This is a genomic window from Embleya sp. NPDC059237 (assembly GCF_042754105.1).
Lineage (GTDB): Bacteria > Actinomycetota > Actinomycetes > Streptomycetales > Streptomycetaceae > Embleya.
In genome coordinates this window covers 197,858-216,868 of the sequence record NZ_JBHZAE010000012.1, presented here as the reverse complement: position 1 = coordinate 216,868, position 19,011 = coordinate 197,858, and the positions used below count along the sequence as shown (strand labels likewise).

18 protein-coding genes are annotated in these 19,011 nt (G+C 72.6%); 13 read left to right on the top strand and 5 right to left on the bottom strand.

All coding sequences use genetic code 11. From position 1 onward, the window contains the following. The first annotated feature begins 149 nt into the window (after nucleotides 1-149). From rplM to glmM, 3 genes are all read left to right on the top strand, one after another. Entirely contained in the window at nucleotides 150-593 is a 444-nt protein-coding gene (rplM, locus tag ACFXKZ_RS33120) for a 50S ribosomal protein L13 (RefSeq protein ID WP_020549205.1), read from the top strand. A 41-nt stretch (nucleotides 594-634) separates the two neighbouring features. Further along, the gene (rpsI, locus tag ACFXKZ_RS33115) at nucleotides 635-1,120 is read left to right on the top strand and encodes a 30S ribosomal protein S9 (RefSeq protein ID WP_078975713.1); all 486 of its coding nucleotides are present in this window, start codon (nucleotides 635-637) and stop codon (nucleotides 1,118-1,120) included. A gap of 162 nt (nucleotides 1,121-1,282) precedes the next feature. Further along, the gene (glmM, locus tag ACFXKZ_RS33110) at nucleotides 1,283-2,650 is read left to right on the top strand and encodes a phosphoglucosamine mutase (RefSeq protein WP_380005398.1); all 1,368 of its coding nucleotides are present in this window, start codon (nucleotides 1,283-1,285) and stop codon (nucleotides 2,648-2,650) included. 30 nt (nucleotides 2,651-2,680) lie between these two features. On the opposite strand, the gene ACFXKZ_RS33105 is transcribed toward glmM, so the two are convergent. Beyond that, nucleotides 2,681-3,655: a DUF389 domain-containing protein gene (locus ACFXKZ_RS33105; RefSeq protein ID WP_380005396.1), complete on the bottom strand. Its 975-nt coding sequence runs from the start codon at nucleotides 3,653-3,655 to the stop codon at nucleotides 2,681-2,683. A 19-nt stretch (nucleotides 3,656-3,674) separates the two neighbouring features. After that, on the bottom strand, nucleotides 3,675-4,643 hold the full coding sequence (coaA, locus tag ACFXKZ_RS33100; protein ID WP_380005394.1) for a type I pantothenate kinase: 969 nt from the start codon (nucleotides 4,641-4,643) through the stop codon (nucleotides 3,675-3,677). A 93-nt stretch (nucleotides 4,644-4,736) separates the two neighbouring features. On the opposite strand from coaA, the gene glmS reads away from it, so the two are divergent. Then, nucleotides 4,737-6,587 (top strand): glutamine--fructose-6-phosphate transaminase (isomerizing), encoded by a 1,851-nt coding sequence (glmS, locus tag ACFXKZ_RS33095; protein ID WP_380005392.1) that lies wholly within the window; start codon nucleotides 4,737-4,739, stop codon nucleotides 6,585-6,587. Between the two features lie 115 nt (nucleotides 6,588-6,702). Here glmS and ACFXKZ_RS33090 read toward each other — a convergent pair whose 3' ends face one another. Beyond that, nucleotides 6,703-7,218: a MarR family winged helix-turn-helix transcriptional regulator gene (locus tag ACFXKZ_RS33090; protein ID WP_380005390.1), complete on the bottom strand. Its 516-nt coding sequence runs from the start codon at nucleotides 7,216-7,218 to the stop codon at nucleotides 6,703-6,705. A gap of 112 nt (nucleotides 7,219-7,330) precedes the next feature. Here ACFXKZ_RS33090 and ACFXKZ_RS33085 point away from each other — a divergent pair, with 112 nt between their 5' ends. The 6 genes from ACFXKZ_RS33085 (at nucleotide 7,331) to tsaE (ending at nucleotide 13,403) form a co-directional block, all read left to right on the top strand. After that, the gene (locus ACFXKZ_RS33085; protein WP_380005388.1) at nucleotides 7,331-8,287 is read left to right on the top strand and encodes an EamA family transporter; all 957 of its coding nucleotides are present in this window, start codon (nucleotides 7,331-7,333) and stop codon (nucleotides 8,285-8,287) included. Nucleotides 8,288-8,462: 175 nt separating this feature from the next. Continuing rightward, nucleotides 8,463-8,831, top strand: coding sequence for a holo-ACP synthase (locus tag ACFXKZ_RS33080; protein ID WP_380005386.1), 369 nt, complete (start codon nucleotides 8,463-8,465; stop codon nucleotides 8,829-8,831). A gap of 10 nt (nucleotides 8,832-8,841) precedes the next feature. Further along, complete coding sequence (locus ACFXKZ_RS33075) at nucleotides 8,842-10,308, top strand: NAD(P)H-hydrate dehydratase (protein ID WP_380005384.1); 1,467 nt, start codon at nucleotides 8,842-8,844, stop codon at nucleotides 10,306-10,308. A gap of 133 nt (nucleotides 10,309-10,441) precedes the next feature. Next, the gene (alr, locus tag ACFXKZ_RS33070) at nucleotides 10,442-11,572 is read left to right on the top strand and encodes an alanine racemase (RefSeq protein WP_380005382.1); all 1,131 of its coding nucleotides are present in this window, start codon (nucleotides 10,442-10,444) and stop codon (nucleotides 11,570-11,572) included. After that, nucleotides 11,569-12,774 (top strand): alpha/beta fold hydrolase, encoded by a 1,206-nt coding sequence (locus ACFXKZ_RS33065; RefSeq protein ID WP_380005380.1) that lies wholly within the window; start codon nucleotides 11,569-11,571, stop codon nucleotides 12,772-12,774. The genes alr and ACFXKZ_RS33065 overlap by 4 nt, the downstream gene beginning before the upstream one ends. 110 nt (nucleotides 12,775-12,884) lie before the next feature. Then, complete coding sequence (gene tsaE, locus ACFXKZ_RS33060) at nucleotides 12,885-13,403, top strand: tRNA (adenosine(37)-N6)-threonylcarbamoyltransferase complex ATPase subunit type 1 TsaE (protein WP_380005378.1); 519 nt, start codon at nucleotides 12,885-12,887, stop codon at nucleotides 13,401-13,403. Nucleotides 13,404-13,455: 52 nt separating this feature from the next. Here the strand turns inward: tsaE and ACFXKZ_RS33055 are convergent, their stop codons facing one another. Beyond that, nucleotides 13,456-15,753 (bottom strand): transglycosylase domain-containing protein, encoded by a 2,298-nt coding sequence (locus ACFXKZ_RS33055; RefSeq protein ID WP_380005376.1) that lies wholly within the window; start codon nucleotides 15,751-15,753, stop codon nucleotides 13,456-13,458. Between the two features lie 235 nt (nucleotides 15,754-15,988). Then, entirely contained in the window at nucleotides 15,989-16,612 is a 624-nt protein-coding gene (locus ACFXKZ_RS33050; RefSeq protein WP_380005374.1) for a L,D-transpeptidase, read from the bottom strand. A gap of 150 nt (nucleotides 16,613-16,762) precedes the next feature. Between ACFXKZ_RS33050 and tsaB the strand changes: the two genes are divergently transcribed. Genes tsaB through tsaD form a run of 3 tightly spaced genes read left to right on the top strand, consistent with a single transcriptional unit; the run spans nucleotide 16,763 to nucleotide 19,010 of the window. Next, nucleotides 16,763-17,446, top strand: a complete 684-nt coding sequence (tsaB, locus tag ACFXKZ_RS33045) for a tRNA (adenosine(37)-N6)-threonylcarbamoyltransferase complex dimerization subunit type 1 TsaB (protein WP_380005372.1) — start codon at nucleotides 16,763-16,765, stop codon at nucleotides 17,444-17,446. 39 nt (nucleotides 17,447-17,485) lie between these two features. Beyond that, nucleotides 17,486-17,974, top strand: a complete 489-nt coding sequence (rimI, locus tag ACFXKZ_RS33040) for a ribosomal protein S18-alanine N-acetyltransferase (RefSeq protein ID WP_380005370.1) — start codon at nucleotides 17,486-17,488, stop codon at nucleotides 17,972-17,974. Continuing rightward, on the top strand, nucleotides 17,967-19,010 hold the full coding sequence (tsaD, locus tag ACFXKZ_RS33035) for a tRNA (adenosine(37)-N6)-threonylcarbamoyltransferase complex transferase subunit TsaD (RefSeq protein WP_380005368.1): 1,044 nt from the start codon (nucleotides 17,967-17,969) through the stop codon (nucleotides 19,008-19,010). Before rimI ends, tsaD begins: the two co-directional genes overlap by 8 nt. The last annotated feature ends 1 nt before the right edge of the window (nucleotide 19,011 follow it).

The following is a 19,011-nucleotide window of genomic DNA, read 5'->3' as shown; positions in this document are numbered from 1 at the left end:
TGCCGGTTCGTTGTGCGTATTGGCTTGCTTGAGTGGAGTCGGTACGCCGGGCCGCCGGCCACCGGAGTCCGCATGGTTCGGAATCATCTCCCGGACAGCCAGTCGGCATCCGTCAGCACACACTCACGAAGAAGCGAAGGCTATCGACCGTGCGCACGTACAGCCCCAAGCCCGGCGACGTCCAGCGTCAGTGGCACGTCATCGACGCGACCGATGTCGTGCTCGGCCGTCTGTCCACCCAGGCTGCTGCCCTGCTCCGGGGTAAGCACAAGCCGGTGTACGCGCCGCACGTCGACACCGGCGATTTCGTCATCATTGTGAACGCCGACAAGGTTCACCTGTCGGGCAACAAGCGCAGCCAGAAGATGGCGTACCGCCACTCCGGCTACCCGGGTGGCCTCCGCGCCGTCCGCTACGACGAGCTGCTGGAGAAGAACCCCGAGAAGGCCGTGGAAAAGGCCATCAAGGGCATGCTCCCGAAGAACACCCTGGGTCGGCAGATGTTGTCGAAGCTCAAGGTGTACCGCGGTTCCGAGCACCCGCACTCGGCGCAGCAGCCGGTTCCGTTCGAGATCACCCAGGTCGCGCAGTAGTCACGGCCACCGCCTGACGAACGAATAGTTTGAGGAGAACAGTGGCCGAGACCATTGCAGAAACCCCGATCGAGGAGACCGAGGGTCTTCCGCTCGAGAGCTACACCTCCGAGTCGCTCGCGTCGCGCTTCAGCGAGCCGCAGGCGGGCGCGGCCACCGGCCGCCGCAAGGAGGCCGTCGCGCGCGTTCGCATCGTGCCCGGCACCGGCAAGTGGAAGATCAACGGGCGTTCGCTCGAGGAATACTTCCCGAACAAGGTGCACCAGCAGCTGGTCAACGAGCCCTTCAAGGTGCTCGAGCTGGACGACCGCTACGACGTGCACGCCCGCATCCACGGTGGCGGCGTCTCCGGCCAGGCCGGCGCGCTGCGTCTGGGTGTGGCCCGTTCGCTGAACGAGGCCGACGTCGAGGCGAACCGCCCGGCGCTCAAGAAGGCCGGCTTCCTGACCCGTGACCCGCGTGCCACGGAGCGCAAGAAGTACGGTCTGAAGAAGGCGCGCAAGGCGCCTCAGTACAGCAAGCGCTAAACAGCCCGCAGCACCCTCTGCGGCTGTTCGCAGCGTCATTCAGGCCCCGGGGGCACGGTTCGTGCCCCCGGGGCCTGATGCTTTTTTCCGGCGCCCCTCCTGGAGGAGCGGCGCCGAGAGGTAGTGTCCGAGACATCCGGAATGTATGCGGGAGATCCAACTGTGGGACGACTCTTCGGTACGGACGGCGTGCGTGGCCTGGCGAATGGCCGGCTGACCGCGGAACTGGCGCTCGACCTGGCGGTCGCCGCCGCGCGGGTGCTCGGATCACGCGGCCGGGACGGGATTCCGCAATCAGGGCACGGCCGCAGGCCGTTCGCCGTGGTCGGTCGTGACCCGCGGGCGTCCGGGGAGTTCCTGGAGGCCGCCGTGGTCGCCGGGCTCGCGGGCGCGGGTGTGGACGTCTACCGTGCCGGCGTGTTGCCGACGCCGGCGATCGCCTACCTGACCGGACTGCTCGGCGCGGACCTGGGCGTGATGCTCTCCGCGAGCCACAACGCGATGCCGGACAACGGGATCAAGTTCTTCGCGCGCGGCGGGCACAAGCTGCCCGACGAGGTGGAGGACCGGATCGAGGCGCTGCTCGGCACCGAGTGGGAGCGGCCGACCGGCTCCGCGGTCGGCCGGGTACAGGACCACCCCGAGGGCCACGAGCGCTACGTCGAGCACCTGCTGTCGTCCCTGCCGCACCGCCTGGACGGGCTCAAGGTGGTCGTGGACTGCGCCAACGGCGCCTCCTCGGCGGTCGCGCCGGACGCGCTGCGCCGGGCCGGCGCCGAGGTGATCGCGATCCACGCCGAGCCCGACGGCCTGAACATCAACGACAATTGCGGCTCCACGCACATGGACGCGCTCGCGGCGGCCGTGGTCGAGCACGGCGCCGACGCGGGCATCGCACACGACGGCGACGCCGACCGGTGCCTGGCGGTGGACGCGCGCGGCGAGTTGGTCGACGGCGACGCGATCCTGGCGGTGCTCGCGCTGGCCATGCGCGACGGCGGGCATCTCGTGGACAACACGTTGGTGGCCACCGTCATGTCCAACCTCGGGCTCAGGCTGGCCATGCAGGCCGCGGGCATCAAGATGGTCGAGACCGCGGTCGGCGACCGCTACGTACTGGAGGCCATGCAGGCCTCGGGGCTTTCGCTGGGCGGCGAACAGTCGGGCCACGTGGTGCTGTTGGAGCACGCGACCACCGGCGACGGCACGCTGACCGCGCTGCGCCTGCTCGCGCGCGTCGCGGAGACCGGCAAGCCGCTGCACGAGTTGGCGTCGGTGATGACCCGCCTGCCGCAGCAGTTGGTCAACGTCGCCGGCGTGGACCGCACCCGGGTGCACACCACCCCCGAACTCGCCCGCGCCGTCGCGCTGGTGGAGGAGCGGCTGGGTGCCACCGGCCGGGTGCTGCTGCGTCCGTCGGGCACCGAGCCGCTGGTTCGGGTGATGGTCGAGGCCGAGACCCACGACCAGGCGCACGAGGAGGCCGCGCATCTGGCCGAGGTGGTACGCACGTTGCTCGCGCTGGACTAGGTCCTGTCCGGCGGTCGAACTCGCGCGAGTTCACGACGACTCGGCGGCTCCCGGCGCGATGGCCGGGGGCCGCCGCTTGCTGCGTGCGGCCTGGAGGTTCCACAGGCCGCGCTGGACGAGCAGGGTCAGGGTGCCGGCTATGACGATGGCGCCCAGGTTCAGGCCGAGTTGGCCCAGCGAGCCGCCCGCCTGCGCGTAGTCGGTGTACCAGATCGCGACCGAGGCGTTCGCGGCGGCGGGCACGGTGGTGACCGAGATCAGCACACCGATCAGCGCGCCGGATTTGGCGCTGGTCAACGAGAGCATGCCCGCGACACCGGCCAACAGCGCGACCCAGAACGACAACCAGTCCGGTTGATAGATGAACTCGGTGAGCGGGCGCGGGCGTTCCAGCATGTCCCGGTCGAACAGGTCGAGCGCGCCCAGGAGCCCGGTGAAGGCCATGGTGGCCAGCATCGCGACCGGGAAGCCGATCAGCAGGGCGAGTCCGGAACGGGCGGCGAGCCGGGGCCGACGTTGTACCGCCGCCACGCACAGTCCGGCCAGCGGGCCGAACTCGGGGCCGACCACCATCGCGCCGACGATCAGGATCGCGTTGTCCAGCAGCACACCGCACGCCGCGATCATGGTGGCCACCGTCAAAAAGGCCAGGAACGTCACCGAGAGGGTCGACTCCTCGGAGGTGGCCTCCTCGATCTCCTCCCAGACTACGGAGTCGGCGCTCTCGCCCGGCGCGTCCCGCTCCGCCTCGTCGGCGGAGCGGGACAACATCACGTCCAGGTCCTCGAGCGCGATCGAGCCGTCCCGGTGCAGGTCCAGCGCGCGCAGTTCGGCGAGCACCGAACTGGTGGCCTCACGGGCGAGGTCGCAGGAGATCACGTCGCCCGCGGGCTGCACCGCGGCGCCCGGCCAGATCACCAGGTGGGTGGCTCCGGGCTCGGTGAGCAGCAGGTCGCGCACGGCGGCGCTGCGCTCCACGGGGACGATCAGACGAAGATGAAACATCCCGTGAAGGTACCCGGGTTCACAACTTGCGCAGCCGCAGTCGGCTCACCGCGTGCTCCGCGTCCTTTTGCAGCACCAGCGTGGCGCGCCCGCGGGTGGGGCGGATGTTCTGCACGAGGTTGACCTCGTTGATCGTCGCCCACGTGTTCTCCGCGTAGCGCAGCGCGTCGTCGGGCGTCATCACCGCGTACTTGCGGAAGTACGAGGCCGGGTCGCGGAACGCGGTCTGGCGCAGCTTGAGGAAGCGCTCCAGGTACCAGCGGCGGATGTCCTGGGTGCGCGCGTCCACGTACACGCTGAAGTCGAAGAAGTCGGACAGCGCGAGCCGGGGGCGCCCGTCGGCGGTCGGCGACGCCGGTTGCAGCACGTTGAGGCCCTCGACGATCAGGATGTCGGGCCGGTGGATGGTCAACCGCTCGTTCGGCACGATGTCGTAGGTCAGGTGCGAGTAGACCGGCGCGGTGACCTCGGGCTTGCCCGCCTTGACGTCGGCCACGAAGCGCACCAGGGCCCGCCGGTCGTAGGACTCGGGGAATCCCTTGCGGTGCATGATGCCGCGGCGTTCCAGCACCTCGTTGGGGTACAGGAAGCCGTCGGTGGTCAGCAGTTCCACGTGCGGGTGGTCGGGCCAGCGGGCGAGCAGTTCGCGCAGGATGCGCGCGGTGGTGCTCTTGCCGACGGCGACGCTGCCGGCGACGCCGATCACGAACGGTATCCCCGGGTTCTCGCCGTTGCCCAGGAACGTGGTCAGCGCGCGACCCAGGCCCCGGGTGGCGCCGACGTAGAGGTTGAGCAGGCGCGACAGCGGCAGGTAGACGTCGGAGACCTCGTCCAGGTCCACCACGTCGCCCAGGCCGCGCAGGCGCTCGAGTTCGTCCGCGGTCAGCGGCAGCGGCGTCCCGGCCCGCAGTCGGGTCCAGGCGGCGCGGTCGAGTTCGACGAAGGGGGACAGGTCGCGAGCCGGTCCCTGAGCCGCGAAGGAATGCACCCGCTCATTGTCGCCAGTGGGCGCGGGCCGCCCGTCGCCGGGCCGTCGAACGTGTTTCCGCCGGCTCGATGCGGACCCCGTAGGCTGGCCCCCATGTGCGGGATTGTGGGATATGTGGGCGCTCAATCGGCGCTGGATGTGGTCATCGGCGGGCTCAGGCGGCTGGAGTATCGCGGCTACGACTCGGCCGGGGTGGCCGTGCTCGTCGACGGTGCGCTGGTGAGCGAGAAGCGGGCCGGGAAACTGGCCAACCTCGTGGACGCGCTGACGCAGTCGCCGCTTCCGGTGGGGACGTGCGGCATCGGTCATACGCGGTGGGCCACACACGGCGCGCCCAACGACGTGAACGCGCATCCGCACCTGGACAACGCGGGTCGGGTCGCCGTCGTGCACAACGGGATCATCGAGAACTTCGCGGCGCTGCGGGCCGAGCTGGCCGAGCGCGGGCACAAGCTGGCCTCCGAGACGGACACCGAGGTCGTCGCGCACCTGCTGGCCGAGGAGTTCGCGGGCGCGGGGCAGGACCTGGCCGAGGCGATGCGCCGGGTCTGCCGCCGCCTGGAGGGTGCGTTCACCCTGGTCGCGACGCATGCCGACGCCCCCGACGTGGTGGTCGGCGCGCGCCGCAACTCCCCGCTGGTGGTCGGTCGCGGCGTCGGCGAGAACTTCCTCGCCTCGGACGTGGCCGCGTTCATCGAGCACACGCGCGAGGCGATCGAGCTGGGCCAGGACCAGGTCGTGGAGCTGCGCCGGGACAGCGTCACGGTGACCGACTTCCACGGCGCGCCGGCGGCCTTTCGCGAGTACCACGTCGACTGGGACGTGTCGGCCGCGGAGAAGGACGGCTACGACTACTTCATGCTCAAGGAGATCGCCGAGCAGCCCAAGGCGGTCGGCGACACCCTGCTCGGCCGGATCGGCACCGACGGGCGCCTGGTGCTCGACGAGGTGCGGATCGCCGACGAGGTGCTGCGCGAGATCGACAAGGTGGTGATCATCGCCTGCGGTACCTCGTTCCACGCGGGCCTGATCGCCAAGTACGCGATCGAGCACTGGACCCGGGTGCCCTGCGAGGTCGAGCTGGCCAGCGAGTTCCGCTACCGCGACCCGATCCTGGACCGGCAGACGCTGGTGGTGACCATCTCGCAGTCCGGCGAGACGATGGACACCCTGATGGCCCAGCGGCACGCCCGCGAGCAGGGCGCCAAGGTACTGGTGATCTGCAACACCAACGGCTCGACGATGCCGCGCGAGGCGGACGCCGTGCTGTACACGCACGCCGGCCCCGAGGTCGCGGTGGCCTCGACGAAGGCGTTCTTGACCCAGCTGGTCGCGTGCTACCTGGTCGCGCTGTACCTGGGCCAGGTGCGCGGCACCAAGTGGGGCGACGAGATCACCGAGGTGATCGAGCAGCTCGCGGCGATGCCCGAGATGGTGGACAAGGTCCTGGACACCATGGAGCCGGTGCGCGAGCTGGCGCGATCGCTCAAGGACGCGGGCTCGGTGTTGTTCCTGGGCCGGCACGTGGGCTACCCCGTGGCCCTCGAAGGCGCGCTCAAGCTCAAGGAACTGGCGTACATGCACGCCGAGGGCTTCGCCGCGGGCGAGCTCAAGCACGGCCCGATCGCGCTGATCGAGGAGGGCCTGCCGGTGGTCGTGGTGGTCCCGTCGCCCCGCGGGCGCTCGGTGCTGCACGACAAGATCGTGTCCAACATCCAGGAGATCCGGGCCCGGGGCGCGCGCACCATCGTGATCGCCGAGGAGGGCGACGAGGCGGTCGTGCCGTACGCCGACCACCTGGTGCGCATCCCGGCCACGCCGGTGCTGCTGCAGCCGCTGGTTTCCACGGTGCCGCTCCAGGTGTTCGCCTGCGAGCTGGCCACGGCCAAGGGCCACGAGGTGGACCAGCCGCGCAACCTGGCGAAGTCGGTCACGGTCGAGTAGTCCGTCCCGCTCTTCGGCCGCCCCGCACCCTCCTCGAACGAGGGGGCGAGGGGCGGCCTTTCGCGGTTTCGGCACGGTTTTCCGGTCGGGTGTGCGCCGTCGGCGCGGTGTGTGGTCAGCCCAGGTGGGTGTCTCCCTGGGCGATCAGGAGCTTGCGCAGCAGGCCGTTGAGCAGGTCGCGCTCGCCGTCGTCGAGCACGGCCAAAAAGCGCGCCTCGTTCTCGATGTGGCCGAGCAGGATGTCGTCCACGAGCCGGATGCCCTCCGGGGTCAGCCTGACCCGGACCGAGCGGCGGTCCTCGGTGCTGACCGAGCGCTCGACCAGGCCCTTGGCGGTGAGCTTGTCCACCCGGTTGGTGATCGCGCCCGACGTCACCATCGCCGAGCGCAGCAGCGTGCCCGCGCTGACTCCCTCGACGCCGCCGGAGCGGCGCAGCGTGGCCAGCACGTCGAACTCGGAGAAGTCGAGCCCGTACCGGGCGAAGTAGGTCCGCAACGTCTGGTCGATGTACCGGCGCAGTCGGTTCATGCGTCCGACGGCGGCCATCACATCCAGCAGGTCGGTGTCGATCTCGGGGCGTTCACGGTGCCATTGGTCCCATACGTCATCAATTGCGTCACGTCCGGTCATGGCTCCAATTTATCTCAACGCTCATCTACTTGACGCTCGCAGATCCGAGGTATTTACTTATCTCAACGTTCAGATAGTCAGTGCTCGTAAAACTAGCGTTGAGGTGAAAGTCATGGCGGTTCAGGGCGGTAGCAAGGGACTCGGTCGCCTGGGGATGCTCCTGGCGACGGCCGTCGCCCCGGCCACGTGGGGGACCACCTACCTCGTGACCACGGAGATGCTTCCGGCGGACCGGCCGCTGCTCGCGGCGGGCGTGCGGGCGCTGCCCGCGGGGCTGATCCTGGTCGCCCTGTCGCGCCGACTGCCCACCGGCGTGTGGTGGTGGCGCTCGTTCGTCCTGGGGATGCTCAACGTCGGACTGTTCTTCCCGCTGATCTTCGCCGGCGCCTACCGCCTGCCCGGCGGTGTCGCCGCCACGATCGGCGCGGTGTCGCCGCTGATCGTCGCGGGCCTGTCCTTCCTGATCCTGAAGGTGCGCACGCAGCCCCGGGTGCTGTTCGCCGGCGTCGGCGGGGTGATCGGGGTCGGCCTGCTGGTGCTCAGCTCGCAGGCGAGGATCGACCCGATCGGGGTCGGCCTGATGCTCCTGGCCACCACCCTGATGGCGACCGGCGTGGTGATGTCGGCCCGCTGGGGTCGTCCCGAGGGTGTCTCGCTCCTGGCCACCACCGGTTGGCAGCTCACCGTCGGCGGCATGGTCATCGTCCCGCTGATGTTCGCGGTCGAGGGCATGCCGCCGGTGCCCACCGGCCGCAACCTGCTCGGCTTCGGATACCTCGTGCTGATCGGCACCGCGCTCGCCTACGTCCTGTGGTTCCGCGGCATCGAGCGGCTCGGCGCCGGGGTGGCCTCCTTCCTCGGCCTGGTCAACCCGGTGATCGCCACGCTCGCCGGCCTGATCGTGCTGGGCCAGACGCTGACCCCGCTCCAGGTGCTCGGCCTGGTGATCGCCCTGGGCGCGATGGTGCTCGGCCAGCGGGCCCCCCGGCGCGCCCCCGAGGTGCGGGTCGAGGCGCCGGTCACCATCACGAAGCAGACCCGTCGGTCGGAGGTCGTCGAAGCCTCCTGAGCGGACGGGAGCACACCGCCACGAGCACCGCGCAGGACCGTTTCGCGAGCCGATCGGGCCGCATCCCCACCGGGGATGCGGCCCGGCCGCGTTGTCGGCGCGTCGTCGGTGGGTGGGTCGGCGCGGGCGGCCGGTGTGTGTTCTTCGGCGCCGCGCCCGGCAATAGGCTCGGGGCGTGATCATCGGTGTGGGTATCGACGTGGCGGACATCGCGCGCTTCGGGCAGTCGCTGGAGCGCACGCCCGGACTGGCCGATCGGCTGTTCACCGACGCGGAGCGGAACGTGCGCCCCGGACAGCCCCGCGGAGTCGCCTCGCTGGCCGCGCGCTTCGCCGCCAAGGAGGCGCTGGCCAAGGCGCTCGGCGCGCCCGGCGGACTGCACTGGCTGGACGCCGAGGTGACCACCGAGGACTCCGGCCGCCCGCTGCTGGCCGTCACCGGCACGGTGGCCGCGCGCGCCGCCGTGTTGGGTGTGACGCACTGGCATGTGTCGCTCAGCCACGACGCGGGCATCGCTTCCGCTGTCGTCATCGCCGAGGGCTAGGGGGCCGCCCATGCGCGCCGCACACACGGTCGAGCAGGTACGCGCCGCGGAGGCCGCGCTGCTCGCGACGCTGCCCGAGGGCACCTTGATGCGCCGCGCCGCGGCCGGGCTGGCCGGCACCTGCGTGCGCCTGCTCGACCGGGTCTACGGGGCGCGCGTGGTGCTCCTGGTGGGCAGCGGCGACAACGGCGGCGACGCGCTGTACGCGGGCGGCATGCTGGCCCGGCGCGGCGCGCGCGTGGACGCCCTGCTGCTCGCCCCGGACCGGGCCCATCCGGCCGGCCTCGCCTGGGCCCGCGCGGCCGGCGTCCGGGCGCGGGACGCGGTCGACCCGGAGGGCCCCGGCCTCGCCGACCTGCTCGGGCGGGCCGACCTGGTCCTGGACGGGATCGTCGGGATCGGCGGCCGGGGCGCACTGCGCCCGACCCCCGCCGCGCTGCTCGCCCGGGTGTCGGGGGCGACCGTGGTCGCCGTCGACGTGCCCAGCGGGGTGGACGCGGACACCGGCGAGGTCGCGGGCGCGGCGGTGCGCGCCGATGTGACGGTCACCTTCGGCACGCACAAACCGGGCCTGCTGATCGACCCCGGCGCCGCCCACGCGGGAGTGGTGCACCTCGTCGACATCGGCCTCGGCCCGCACCTGCCGGAGCCGGACTCGACCGTGCTGCAACACGACGACGTGGCCCGCTTGTTGCCCGCCCCCTCGGGCGAGAGCGACAAGTATTCGCGCGGTGTGCTGGGCGTGGCCGCGGGCTCCCCCCGCTACCCGGGCGCGGCGGTCCTGGTGGTCGGCGCGGCGGTGCGCGGCGGGGTCGGCGCGGTCCGCTGCACGGGGCCGGCCGCCGTGCTCGGCCCGGTGCTCGCGGCCCACCCGGAGGCGCTGGCGAGCCGGGCGCTTCCGGCCGAGGCGGGCCGGGTGCAGGCGTGGGTGGTGGGCCCCGGCCTGGACACCGACCCGGATGCCGAGGCGCGCTTCGCGAGCGTGCTGGACGCGGAGGTGCCCGTGCTGGTGGACGCGGACGGCCTGACGCTGCTCGCCCGCTCCGCCCCCGGCACGTGGCCCGCCCCGGCGCTGCTGACCCCGCACACGGGCGAGGCGGTGCGCCTGTTCGCCGCCGCGGGCGTCGAGGTCACCCGCGAGCGGATCGAGGCGGGGCGGCTGGAGCACGCGCGCCGGCTCGCCGCGCTGTACCGCTGCGTGGTGTTGCTCAAGGGCTCCACCACGGTGATCGCCGCGCCCGACGGCCGGACCCGGGTCAATCCCACCGGCACCCCGCGCCTGGCCACCGCGGGCAGCGGCGACGTGCTCTCCGGCCTGGCCGGCGCGCTGCTCGCGGCCGGTCTGGACGCGCTGGACGCCGCTTCCGCCGCCGCCTGGCTGCACGGACTGGCCGCCCGGACGCTGTCCGGCCCGGTGACCGCGCCGGACCTGGTCCGGGCGCTGCCCGGGGTGTGGGCGGACGTCGCCGGCACATGAGGAGGACGCCGCCCGGGCCCGGGCCTGCCACACTGGGAGTCTTGAGTTCGGGGATCCTCCGGGCCCGGCGGCCGGCCGGGGCCGCGCCCCGGACTCGCGTTCGATGATCGTCGTCGGAAGGACCACCTGCCCCATGCGTGCCGAAGCGCGGATCGATCTGGATGCGATTCGGGACAACATCGCGGCCATTCGAGCCCGGGTGGGATCGGCGGCGGTGATGAGCGTGGTCAAGTCGAACGCCTACGGACACGGCATGATCCCCTCCGCGCGGGCGGCCCGCGCGGGCGGCGCGACCTGGCTGGGCACCGCCGTGGTCGAGGAGGCGCTGGCGCTGCGCGCGGCGGGCGACACCGGCCGGGTACTCGCCTGGCTGTGGGCCCCCGGCGACGCCTTCGAGGAAGCGGTGCGCGCCGACGTGGACATCTCGGTGAGCGGATCGTGGGCGCTGCACGAGGTGGTGGCGGCCGCCCGGGCTGCAGAGCGACCGGCGCGCGTGCACCTGAAGGCGGACACCGGCCTGGGGCGCAACGGCTGCACGCCCGCCGACTGGCCGGCCCTGGTCGACGCCGCGCTCAAGGCCCAGGCCGACGGCACGGTCGAGGTGGTCGGCCTGTGGTCGCACTTCGCCTGCGCCGACGAGCCCGGGCATCCGTCCGTACCGGCCCAGTTGGGCGAGTTCGTGGCGATGCTTGCCCACGCCGAGGGCCGCGGGGTCACCCCCGAGGTGCGGCACATGGCCAACTCGCCGGCCACGCTGCTGCTGCCCGACACCCACTTCGACCTGGTCCGGGTCGGCGTGGCCGGCTACGGCCTCTCGCCCGTGCCCGAGGTCGGCGGCCCGGCCGACTTCGGCCTGCGCCCCGCGATGACGCTGGCGGCGAACCTGGCCGGGGTCAAGCGGGTGCCGGCCGGCCACGGTGTCTCGTACGGGCACGCCTGGATCGCGCCGAGGGACACCAACCTCGCGCTGATCCCCACCGGTTACGCCGACGGCATCCCCCGCCACGCGAGCAACGTCGGCCCGGTCCTGGTGGCGGGACGGCGGCGCACGATCGTGGGCCGCGTCGCGATGGACCAGTTCGTGGTCGACCTCGGCGACGACGAGGCGAGCGCGGGCGACGAGGCGATCCTGTTCGGCCCCGGCGACCGGGGCGAGCCCACCGCCGAGGACTGGGCGGCGGCGATCGGCACCATCTCCTACGAGATCGTCACCCGCATCGGTGCCCGCGTGCCCAGGGTGTACACCGGGACGGGCGCGTCGTGACCACCCCCGTGCCCGCCTCCTCCGGCGCCGGCCGCGCGCTCGGCCGCCGGGCCGGCATCGTCGGCGCCGCGGTCGGCGTGCTCGCGGCGGGCGCCGCCGCGGGCGTGGCGATCGAGCGCATGACGGTCGGCCGCGCCTTCCGCCGCCGTACCGAGGCCCAACTGGACGCGCTCGCCGAGTTCGGCACGCTGCGCGGCGAGCCGCACCTGATCACCGCCGAGGACGGCGTCGAGTTGTACGCCGAGGTGGACGGCGACCGGGACGCACCGGTGACCGTGGTGTTGTGCCACGGCTACTGCCTCGACATGGACTGCTGGCACTACCAGCGGGCCGCGTTGCGCGAGGAATACCGGCTGGTGCTCTACGACCAGCGCAGCCACGGCCGCTCCGGTCGCGGCGCGCCGGAGACCTCGACGATCGACCACCTCGGCGCGGACCTGTACACCGTGCTCGGCGAACTCGCGCCCGAGGGACCGCTGGTGCTGCTCGGCCACTCGATGGGCGGGATGACCATCATGGCGCTCGCCGACCAGCACCCCGAGCTGTTCGGGGAGCGGGTGATCGGCGTCGCGCTGATGAACACGTCGGCGGGCCGCTGGGCGACGGTGACGCTGGGCATCCCGGCGGCCGGGGCCCGACTGGTGCACCGGATGGCGCCGGGGCTGCTGCGTACCCTCGGCCGGCGCGCCGCGCTGGTGGAGGCGGGGCGGCGCGCGGCCCGCGACCTGGTGTACCTGTTCACCGAGCGATACGCCTTCGACTCGGAGGTGGACCCCACCCTGGTGCGGTTCACCGACCGGATGATCTCGGGCACGCCGATCGACGTGATCGCCGAGTTCTTCCCCGCCTTCGAGACGCACGACAAGCTGGCCGCGCTGCCGGCGCTGGAGACGGTGGAGACGCTGGTGGTGGCCGGGGAGGGCGACCTGATCGCGCCCGCCTCGCACAGCGAGGCGATCAAGGAGGCGCTGCCCGGCGCCGAGTTGCTGATCGTGCCGGACTCCGGACACCTGACCCCGCTGGAGCATCCGGAGGTGGTGAACGCGGCGCTGCGCGGGTTGCTCGCGCGTGCCGTGCGCGCGCCCGGTCGGCGCGGTGGGAAATCCGGCGGGGGATCCGGCGGGAAATCCGGTGGGCACGGGCGCGGCGAATCCTCCGCACAGGTCGGATTCGACGCGGGTCGGGATCCTGACGGACAGTGATCCCGTGCAGGGGTCCCGAGACCGCGGGCGGATTCGGGACGACGGTGGGGTCCGAAGGCGGTTCGGGCCGACGGGACCGGCGTGGTGGGAGTGCTGAAGTGGTGCGAAGTGTGACCGTGACGGTCGCCGGCGGCGCGGACACGCGCGCGCTGGGCGCCCGGTTGGCGAAGGTGTTGCGGGCGGGCGACCTGCTCGTGTTGTCCGGCGGTCTGGGCGCGGGCAAGACGACGCTGACCCAGGGCATCGGGGTGGGCCTGGGCGTGCGGGGCGCGGTGACCTCGCCGACGTTCGTGATCGCCCGCGTACATCCGTCCGAGGTCGGCGGTCCGGCCCTGGTGCACGTCGACGCCTATCGACTCGGCGGCTCCGCCGACGTCACCGCGGAGATCGACGGCCTCGACCTCGAAGCCTCGCTCGACGAGTCGGTGACCGTCGTGGAGTGGGGCGAGGGCATGGTCGAGGACCTGACCGAGGACCGCCTGGAGGTGGCCATCGACCGCGACCACGCCGATGCGGACCCGCTCGCCGCGAGTGCGGGCGACTTCGCCGGCGACGAGGTGCGCACGATCCGGGTGAGCGGGATCGGGGCCCGCTGGGCCGGCGCCGACCTGGACGGGTTGGCGGGCTGACGCCCCGGGCCGGTTCGGCGGATCCATCGGGATCCGCCGGGACGGGCGCCGGTCAGGTGCCCGCCGCCGGGGCCTGGGAGGCGGGTGTCTCGGGCGGGCTCGGGGACCGGCTCGGCGGGCGGGTGCTCGCTCCGCCGCCGGTGGGCGTACCCGGCGAGGAGGTGCCGCTCGGCGCCGTCGTGGTCGGCGGGGTGGTGTTCGGCGGCGTGCTGCTCGCGGGCGCCGTCGTCGGGGGCGCCGTGCCGGGCGGCGGCGTACCGGTGCTCGGCGGCACCAGACCGGTGTCGGGACCGCCGAGACCACCCTCGGTGTCCTCCGGGAAGTCGGCGACGCCGGTGCCGGCGAGCGCGGCGCGCATGTAGGTCGTCCACATCCGGGTCGGCAGGTTGCCGCCGTCCACCCGGGCCAGCCCGGCGACCCCGGACAGGGACAGGAACGCGTGCGTGTCGGCGTCCTCGCGGAACATGCCCATCGAGGTGGCCAGGTCCGGGGTGTACCCGACGAACCAGGCCGAACGGTTGTCGTCGGTGGTGCCGGTCTTGCCCGCCGCCGGGCGGTTCAGCGCCTGCGCGCGAAATCCGGTGCCGTCGTCCACGACGCCGCGCAACACCCGGGTGACCGCGTCCGCCTGCCTGCTGTCGTAGGCGTCCTTGGCGTCGTGGTCCGGCAGGTCGATCGTGTCGCCGCCGCGGCTGAGCTTGTCCACGGGGTACGCGTCGCGCTGCTTGCCCTCGGCGGCGAAGGTGGCGTAGGCCGCGGCCATGTCCAGGGCGCTGGGCGTGGAGGTGCCCAGCGAGACGGACGGTACGGGGCGCAGCCCAGGCGTGGTCGCGGGCAGTCCCGCGTCCACCGCGGCCCGCACCACCCGATCGGTGCCCACGTCCATGCCGAGTTGGGCGTAGGCGGTGTTGACGGACCGGTCCATCGCCCGGGCCAGGGTGATCTGCCCGTAGCTCACCCCGTCCTCGTTGCCGGGCTGCCACGGCACCCCGTCCTGGATCACCGGCTTGCCGTTCGGGTAGTGGATCACCACGTTGTCGTTGCCGTTGTAGACCGTGGCCGGGGTGATCCGCACCCGTTTGCCGTCCGGGTCCTGGGCGCCGTCGCGCAGTCCGGCGGCGAGTACGAACGGCTTGAACGTGGAGCCGACCTGCACGTCGCGGCGGGTGGCGTCGTTGACGAACTGTTTGACGTAGTTCGGGCCGCCGTAGACCGCGACGATGCGCCCGGTGCCGGGCTCCACGGACGCGGCGCCCACCCGCACCCCGACGTCGACGGAGCGGTCGGTGGGGTCGAGCGACTGGGCGAGTTGGTCCTGCACGGTCTTGTACAGCGTCTCGGTCTTGCGCTTGTCGAACGTGGTGGTGATCGCGTAGCCGCCCGCGTCGAGCCGGTCCTCGTCGACCACCTTGTGGTCGAGCAGGTAGCGCTTGGCCATCTCGACCAGATAGCCGTTGACCCCGGCCAGGTTGGCCGCCGGGCGCGGATCGACCGGCTCCGGGAAGACCATGCCGGCGCGCCGCTCGGGGGTCAGCCACTTCTCCTTGACCATGCCGTCGAGCACGTAGTTCCACCGGGCGAGGATCCGCCGCCGCCCCGCTTCGCCCGCGTTGCGCACGTCGTTGGCGCTCGGCGCGTTGAGCAACACCGCGAGGTAGGCGCCCTGTTCGACGGTGAGTTGCCCGACGTCGACGCCGTAGTACGCCTGTGCGGCGGCCTCGACGCCGTAGGCGCCGCGCCCGAAGTACACGCTGTTGAGGTAGCCGGTGAGGATGTCGTCCTTGGCCACGGTGCGGTCGAGCTTGACCGCGATGATGGCTTCCTTGAACTTGCGGCCCAGGGTCTGTTCCTGGGTGAGGTAGACGTTCTTGACGTACTGCTGGGTGATCGTCGAGCCGCCCTGGAGGCCGCCTCCGCCGCCCGCGAGATTGCTCAGCAGGGCGCGGACGGTGCCGGTGATCGAGACCCCGGAGTTCGAGTAGAAGGAGCGGTCCTCGGCGGCGAGCACCGCGTGTTGCACGTCGATCGGGATCGCGGCCAGCGGCACCGCCTGCCGGTTGGTGGCGCCGGTGCGGGTGATCTCGGTGCCGTCGCTCCAGTTCCAGACGTTGCTCTCCTGCCGGGCCTGCGCGTTGACCGTCTCGGGAACCGGGGTGATCGCGTAGACCAGGCCCACGGCGGCGAACAGGCCGGAGAGGGCCAGGAGCAGCAGGGTGAGCAGGTGCTTGAACGAGGGCAGCCAACGGCGCGGACCCCGGCGATTGCTCCGGGGATAGTCGAACAGCCTGCGCCGGGGAGTCGGCCCTTGGACGTCGCCGGGACCGCTCGGACCGGAGGAGTCGTGCGCCACGCCGCCCACCTGTTCCTCGGTGCCATTGCCCTGACGGGCCCTGCCGGTCGCCCGCGTGTGCCCGGTGGGGCCGGTGTGACCAGAGGGATCATCATTCCGATGATATGTGGGCAAAGCCAAAGAAAGGCCGCCGAATCGGACAATGGTGGGCGTGGCGCGGCGGACCCGATCGGCTCAGGGCCTCGCGGCGGCGCTCGGCGCGTCGCGACCGGGGTTCAGCGGATCGCGACCGGGCTCAGGGCACCACGATGACGGGTGTGCCGACCGGGGCGAAGTTCCACAGCGCGACGCCGTCGTCCGGCTTCGAGCGGATGCCCGCGCTCTGCTTGGCGGGCGGCGCCGAGGTGCGCGGGCGGGCGGTGCCGGTGGGGGAGGGGCCGGTTTTGCCGCCACTGTCGATCTGGTCCAGCGGGGTGTCCGTGGCCGCGAAGCCGAGCGGCACGCCCTGGACCGCGCCGAAGCGCACGGAGTAGGTGATCCGCAGGCCGTCGCTGCCGGTCTGCGCCTCCTCCTTCTTCAGCGTCACCTGGAACGTGCCCGGCTGCGGCCTGATCGGCGCGGCGGCCACCGGATACTCGCGCAACATGCGCTCGGCCTCGTCGACCAGCCAGACGTGGTTGTCCTTGAGCGAATACACGACCCGCTTGCCGGTGCCGGAGTTGGCGGGCACGGCCGGTGGGACGTAGACCGGCGCCACGGGCGCGCCGGAGGCGCCGGAGGGGGTCGGCGTGCTCGTCCGCGCTATCCCCCGATTGTCCGGCGCGGAGTTCGCGGCCTGGGCCGCGAGGAAGCCGACGCCGACCAGCGCGGCGATGGTGATGCCCGCGACGGCCACGCCCGGGTTGAGCCGCTTCGCCATTGCCTTGGGTCCCTCTTCCGCCGTGTGTCGGCCTCCATGGTGCCGGCAGCCGGTGTCCCCGCGTCGGAGCCGGGTCGGCTTTTCCTCGCGAACGCGTCCCGGGAGGCGCCGGCGGGCGGGCCCGCGCTCCGCGGTCGGTAGCCTGGTGCCGTGCTGCTGCTCGCCTTCGACACCGCCACCCCGGCCGTCACGGTCGCCCTCCACGACGATTCCCGCGTGCTCGCCGGTTCCACCCGCATCGACGCGCGCCGGCAGGGCGAGTTGCTCGCGCCCGGCATCGTCGACGTGCTCCGGGCGGCGGGACGCACCCGCGCCGAGCTCACCGACATCGCGGTCGGCGTCGGCCCCGGGCCGTACACCGGCCTGCGGGTGGGCATCGTGACCGCGCTCGCGCTGGGCGACGCGCTAGGCATCCCCGTGCACGGCGTATGCACCCTGGACGCGCTCGCGTACGCGGCCGGGCGCGAGGCCACGGTCGCCGGGCCGTTCACGGCCGCGACCGACGCGCGCCGCAAGGAGGTCTACTGGGCGCGGTACGACGACGCCCACACGCGCGTCGAGGGACCGTCGGTGGACCGCGCCGGCGACCTGGCCGCGAGCGTCACCGCGTTGCCCGCCGTCGGCGCGGGCGCCGCGCTGTACCCGGACTCGTTCGCGGACGTGCGCGGCCCCGAACACCCGGACGCCGCCGCGCTCGCGGCGTTCGCCGTCGCACGCCTGACCGCCGGCCTCGACCTGCTCCCGCCGGAGCCCCTCTACCTGCGCCGCCCCGACGCCCAGGTCCCCGCCGGCTACAAGGCCGTCACCCCCGCGGGGCCCCCGCCCGGGGCGTAGCCCGGCCGGGCCACGCCGGGCAGGCTCTAGACTTCCGGCATGGAATTCGGGTCTCGCCTGCGGCGGATGCGGTGGTGGGACATCGAGGCCGTGATGCGACTCGAGCACGAATTGTTCGCCGAGGACGCGTGGTCGGCGGGGATGTTCTGGTCCGAGTTGTCGGAACCGGAGATGCGGCACTACGTGGTCGCCGAGGACGAGACCGGCGCCCTGGCGGGATACGCCGGGCTCGCGGTGATCGGCGACGAGGGCGACGTGCAGACCATCGGCGTGCGCCGCGATCGATGGGGCACGGGCCTGGGCGCGCTGCTGTTGACCGAACTGCTCGACCTGGCGGTGGCACGCGACTGCCGGGACGTACTGCTCGAGGTGCGGGTGGACAACGCCCGCGCGCAGGCGCTGTACGAGCGCTTCGGCTTCAAGGGGATCGGCGTGCGCCGGGGCTACTACCAGCCCGCCAACGTGGACGCGTTGGTGATGCGCTGCGATCTGAAGGAACGTCGGGAAGGAACGGCCACCGGTGGCTGACGAACCACTCGTCCTGGGCATCGAGACCTCGTGCGACGAGACCGGCATCGGCATCGTGCGCGGCACCACGCTGCTTGCCGACGCGGTCGCCTCCAGCGTCGACGAACACGCCCGGTTCGGCGGTGTGGTGCCCGAGGTCGCCAGCCGCGCGCACCTGGAGGCGATGGTGCCGACGGTGCGGCGCGCGCTCGCCGAGGCGGGTGTCACGATGCGCGACATCGACGCGATCGCGGTCACCTCGGGACCGGGCCTGGCGGGCGCGCTGCTGGTCGGCGTCGCCGCGGCCAAGGGCTACTCGGTCGCCCTCGACAAGCCGCTGTACGGCGTCAACCACCTGGCCTCGCACGTGTGCGTGGACCAGCTGGAGCACGGCAAGCTGCCCGAGCCGTGCATGGCGTTGCTGGTCTCCGGCGGGCACTCCTCGCTGCTGCTCGTGCCCGACATCACCTCCGATGTGCGCCCGCTGGGGTCGACCATCGACGACGCGGCCGGCGAGGCGTTCGACAAGGTCGCGCGCGTGCTCGGACTCGGCTTCCCGGGCGGACCGGTGATCGACCGGTGGGCACGCGAGGGCGACCGCGCCGCGATCGCCTTCCCGCGCGGGCTGACCGGTCCGCGCGACGCGCCGTTCGACTTCTCCTTCTCCGGCCTCAAGACCTCGGTCGCGCGCTGGGTCGAGGCCCGGCAGCGGGCCGGGGAGAGCGTGCCGGTTGCGGACGTGGCGGCCTCCTTCCAGGAGGCGGTGGTCGACGTGCTGACCCGCAAGGCGATCCGGGCCTGCAAGGAGAACGGCGTCGAGCACCTGATGATGGGCGGTGGCGTGTCCGCCAACACCCGCCTGCGGGCGCTGGCGCAGGAGCGCTGCGACGCGGCGGGGATCGTGCTGCGCGTGCCGCGGCCGGGCCTGTGCACCGACAACGGCGCGATGGTCGCCGCGCTGGGCGCCGAGATGGTCGCTCGCGACCGGGCCCCCTCCACGTTGTCCATCCCGGCCGACTCGTCGATGCCGGTCACGATCTCGCAGGCGGTGTCCTGAC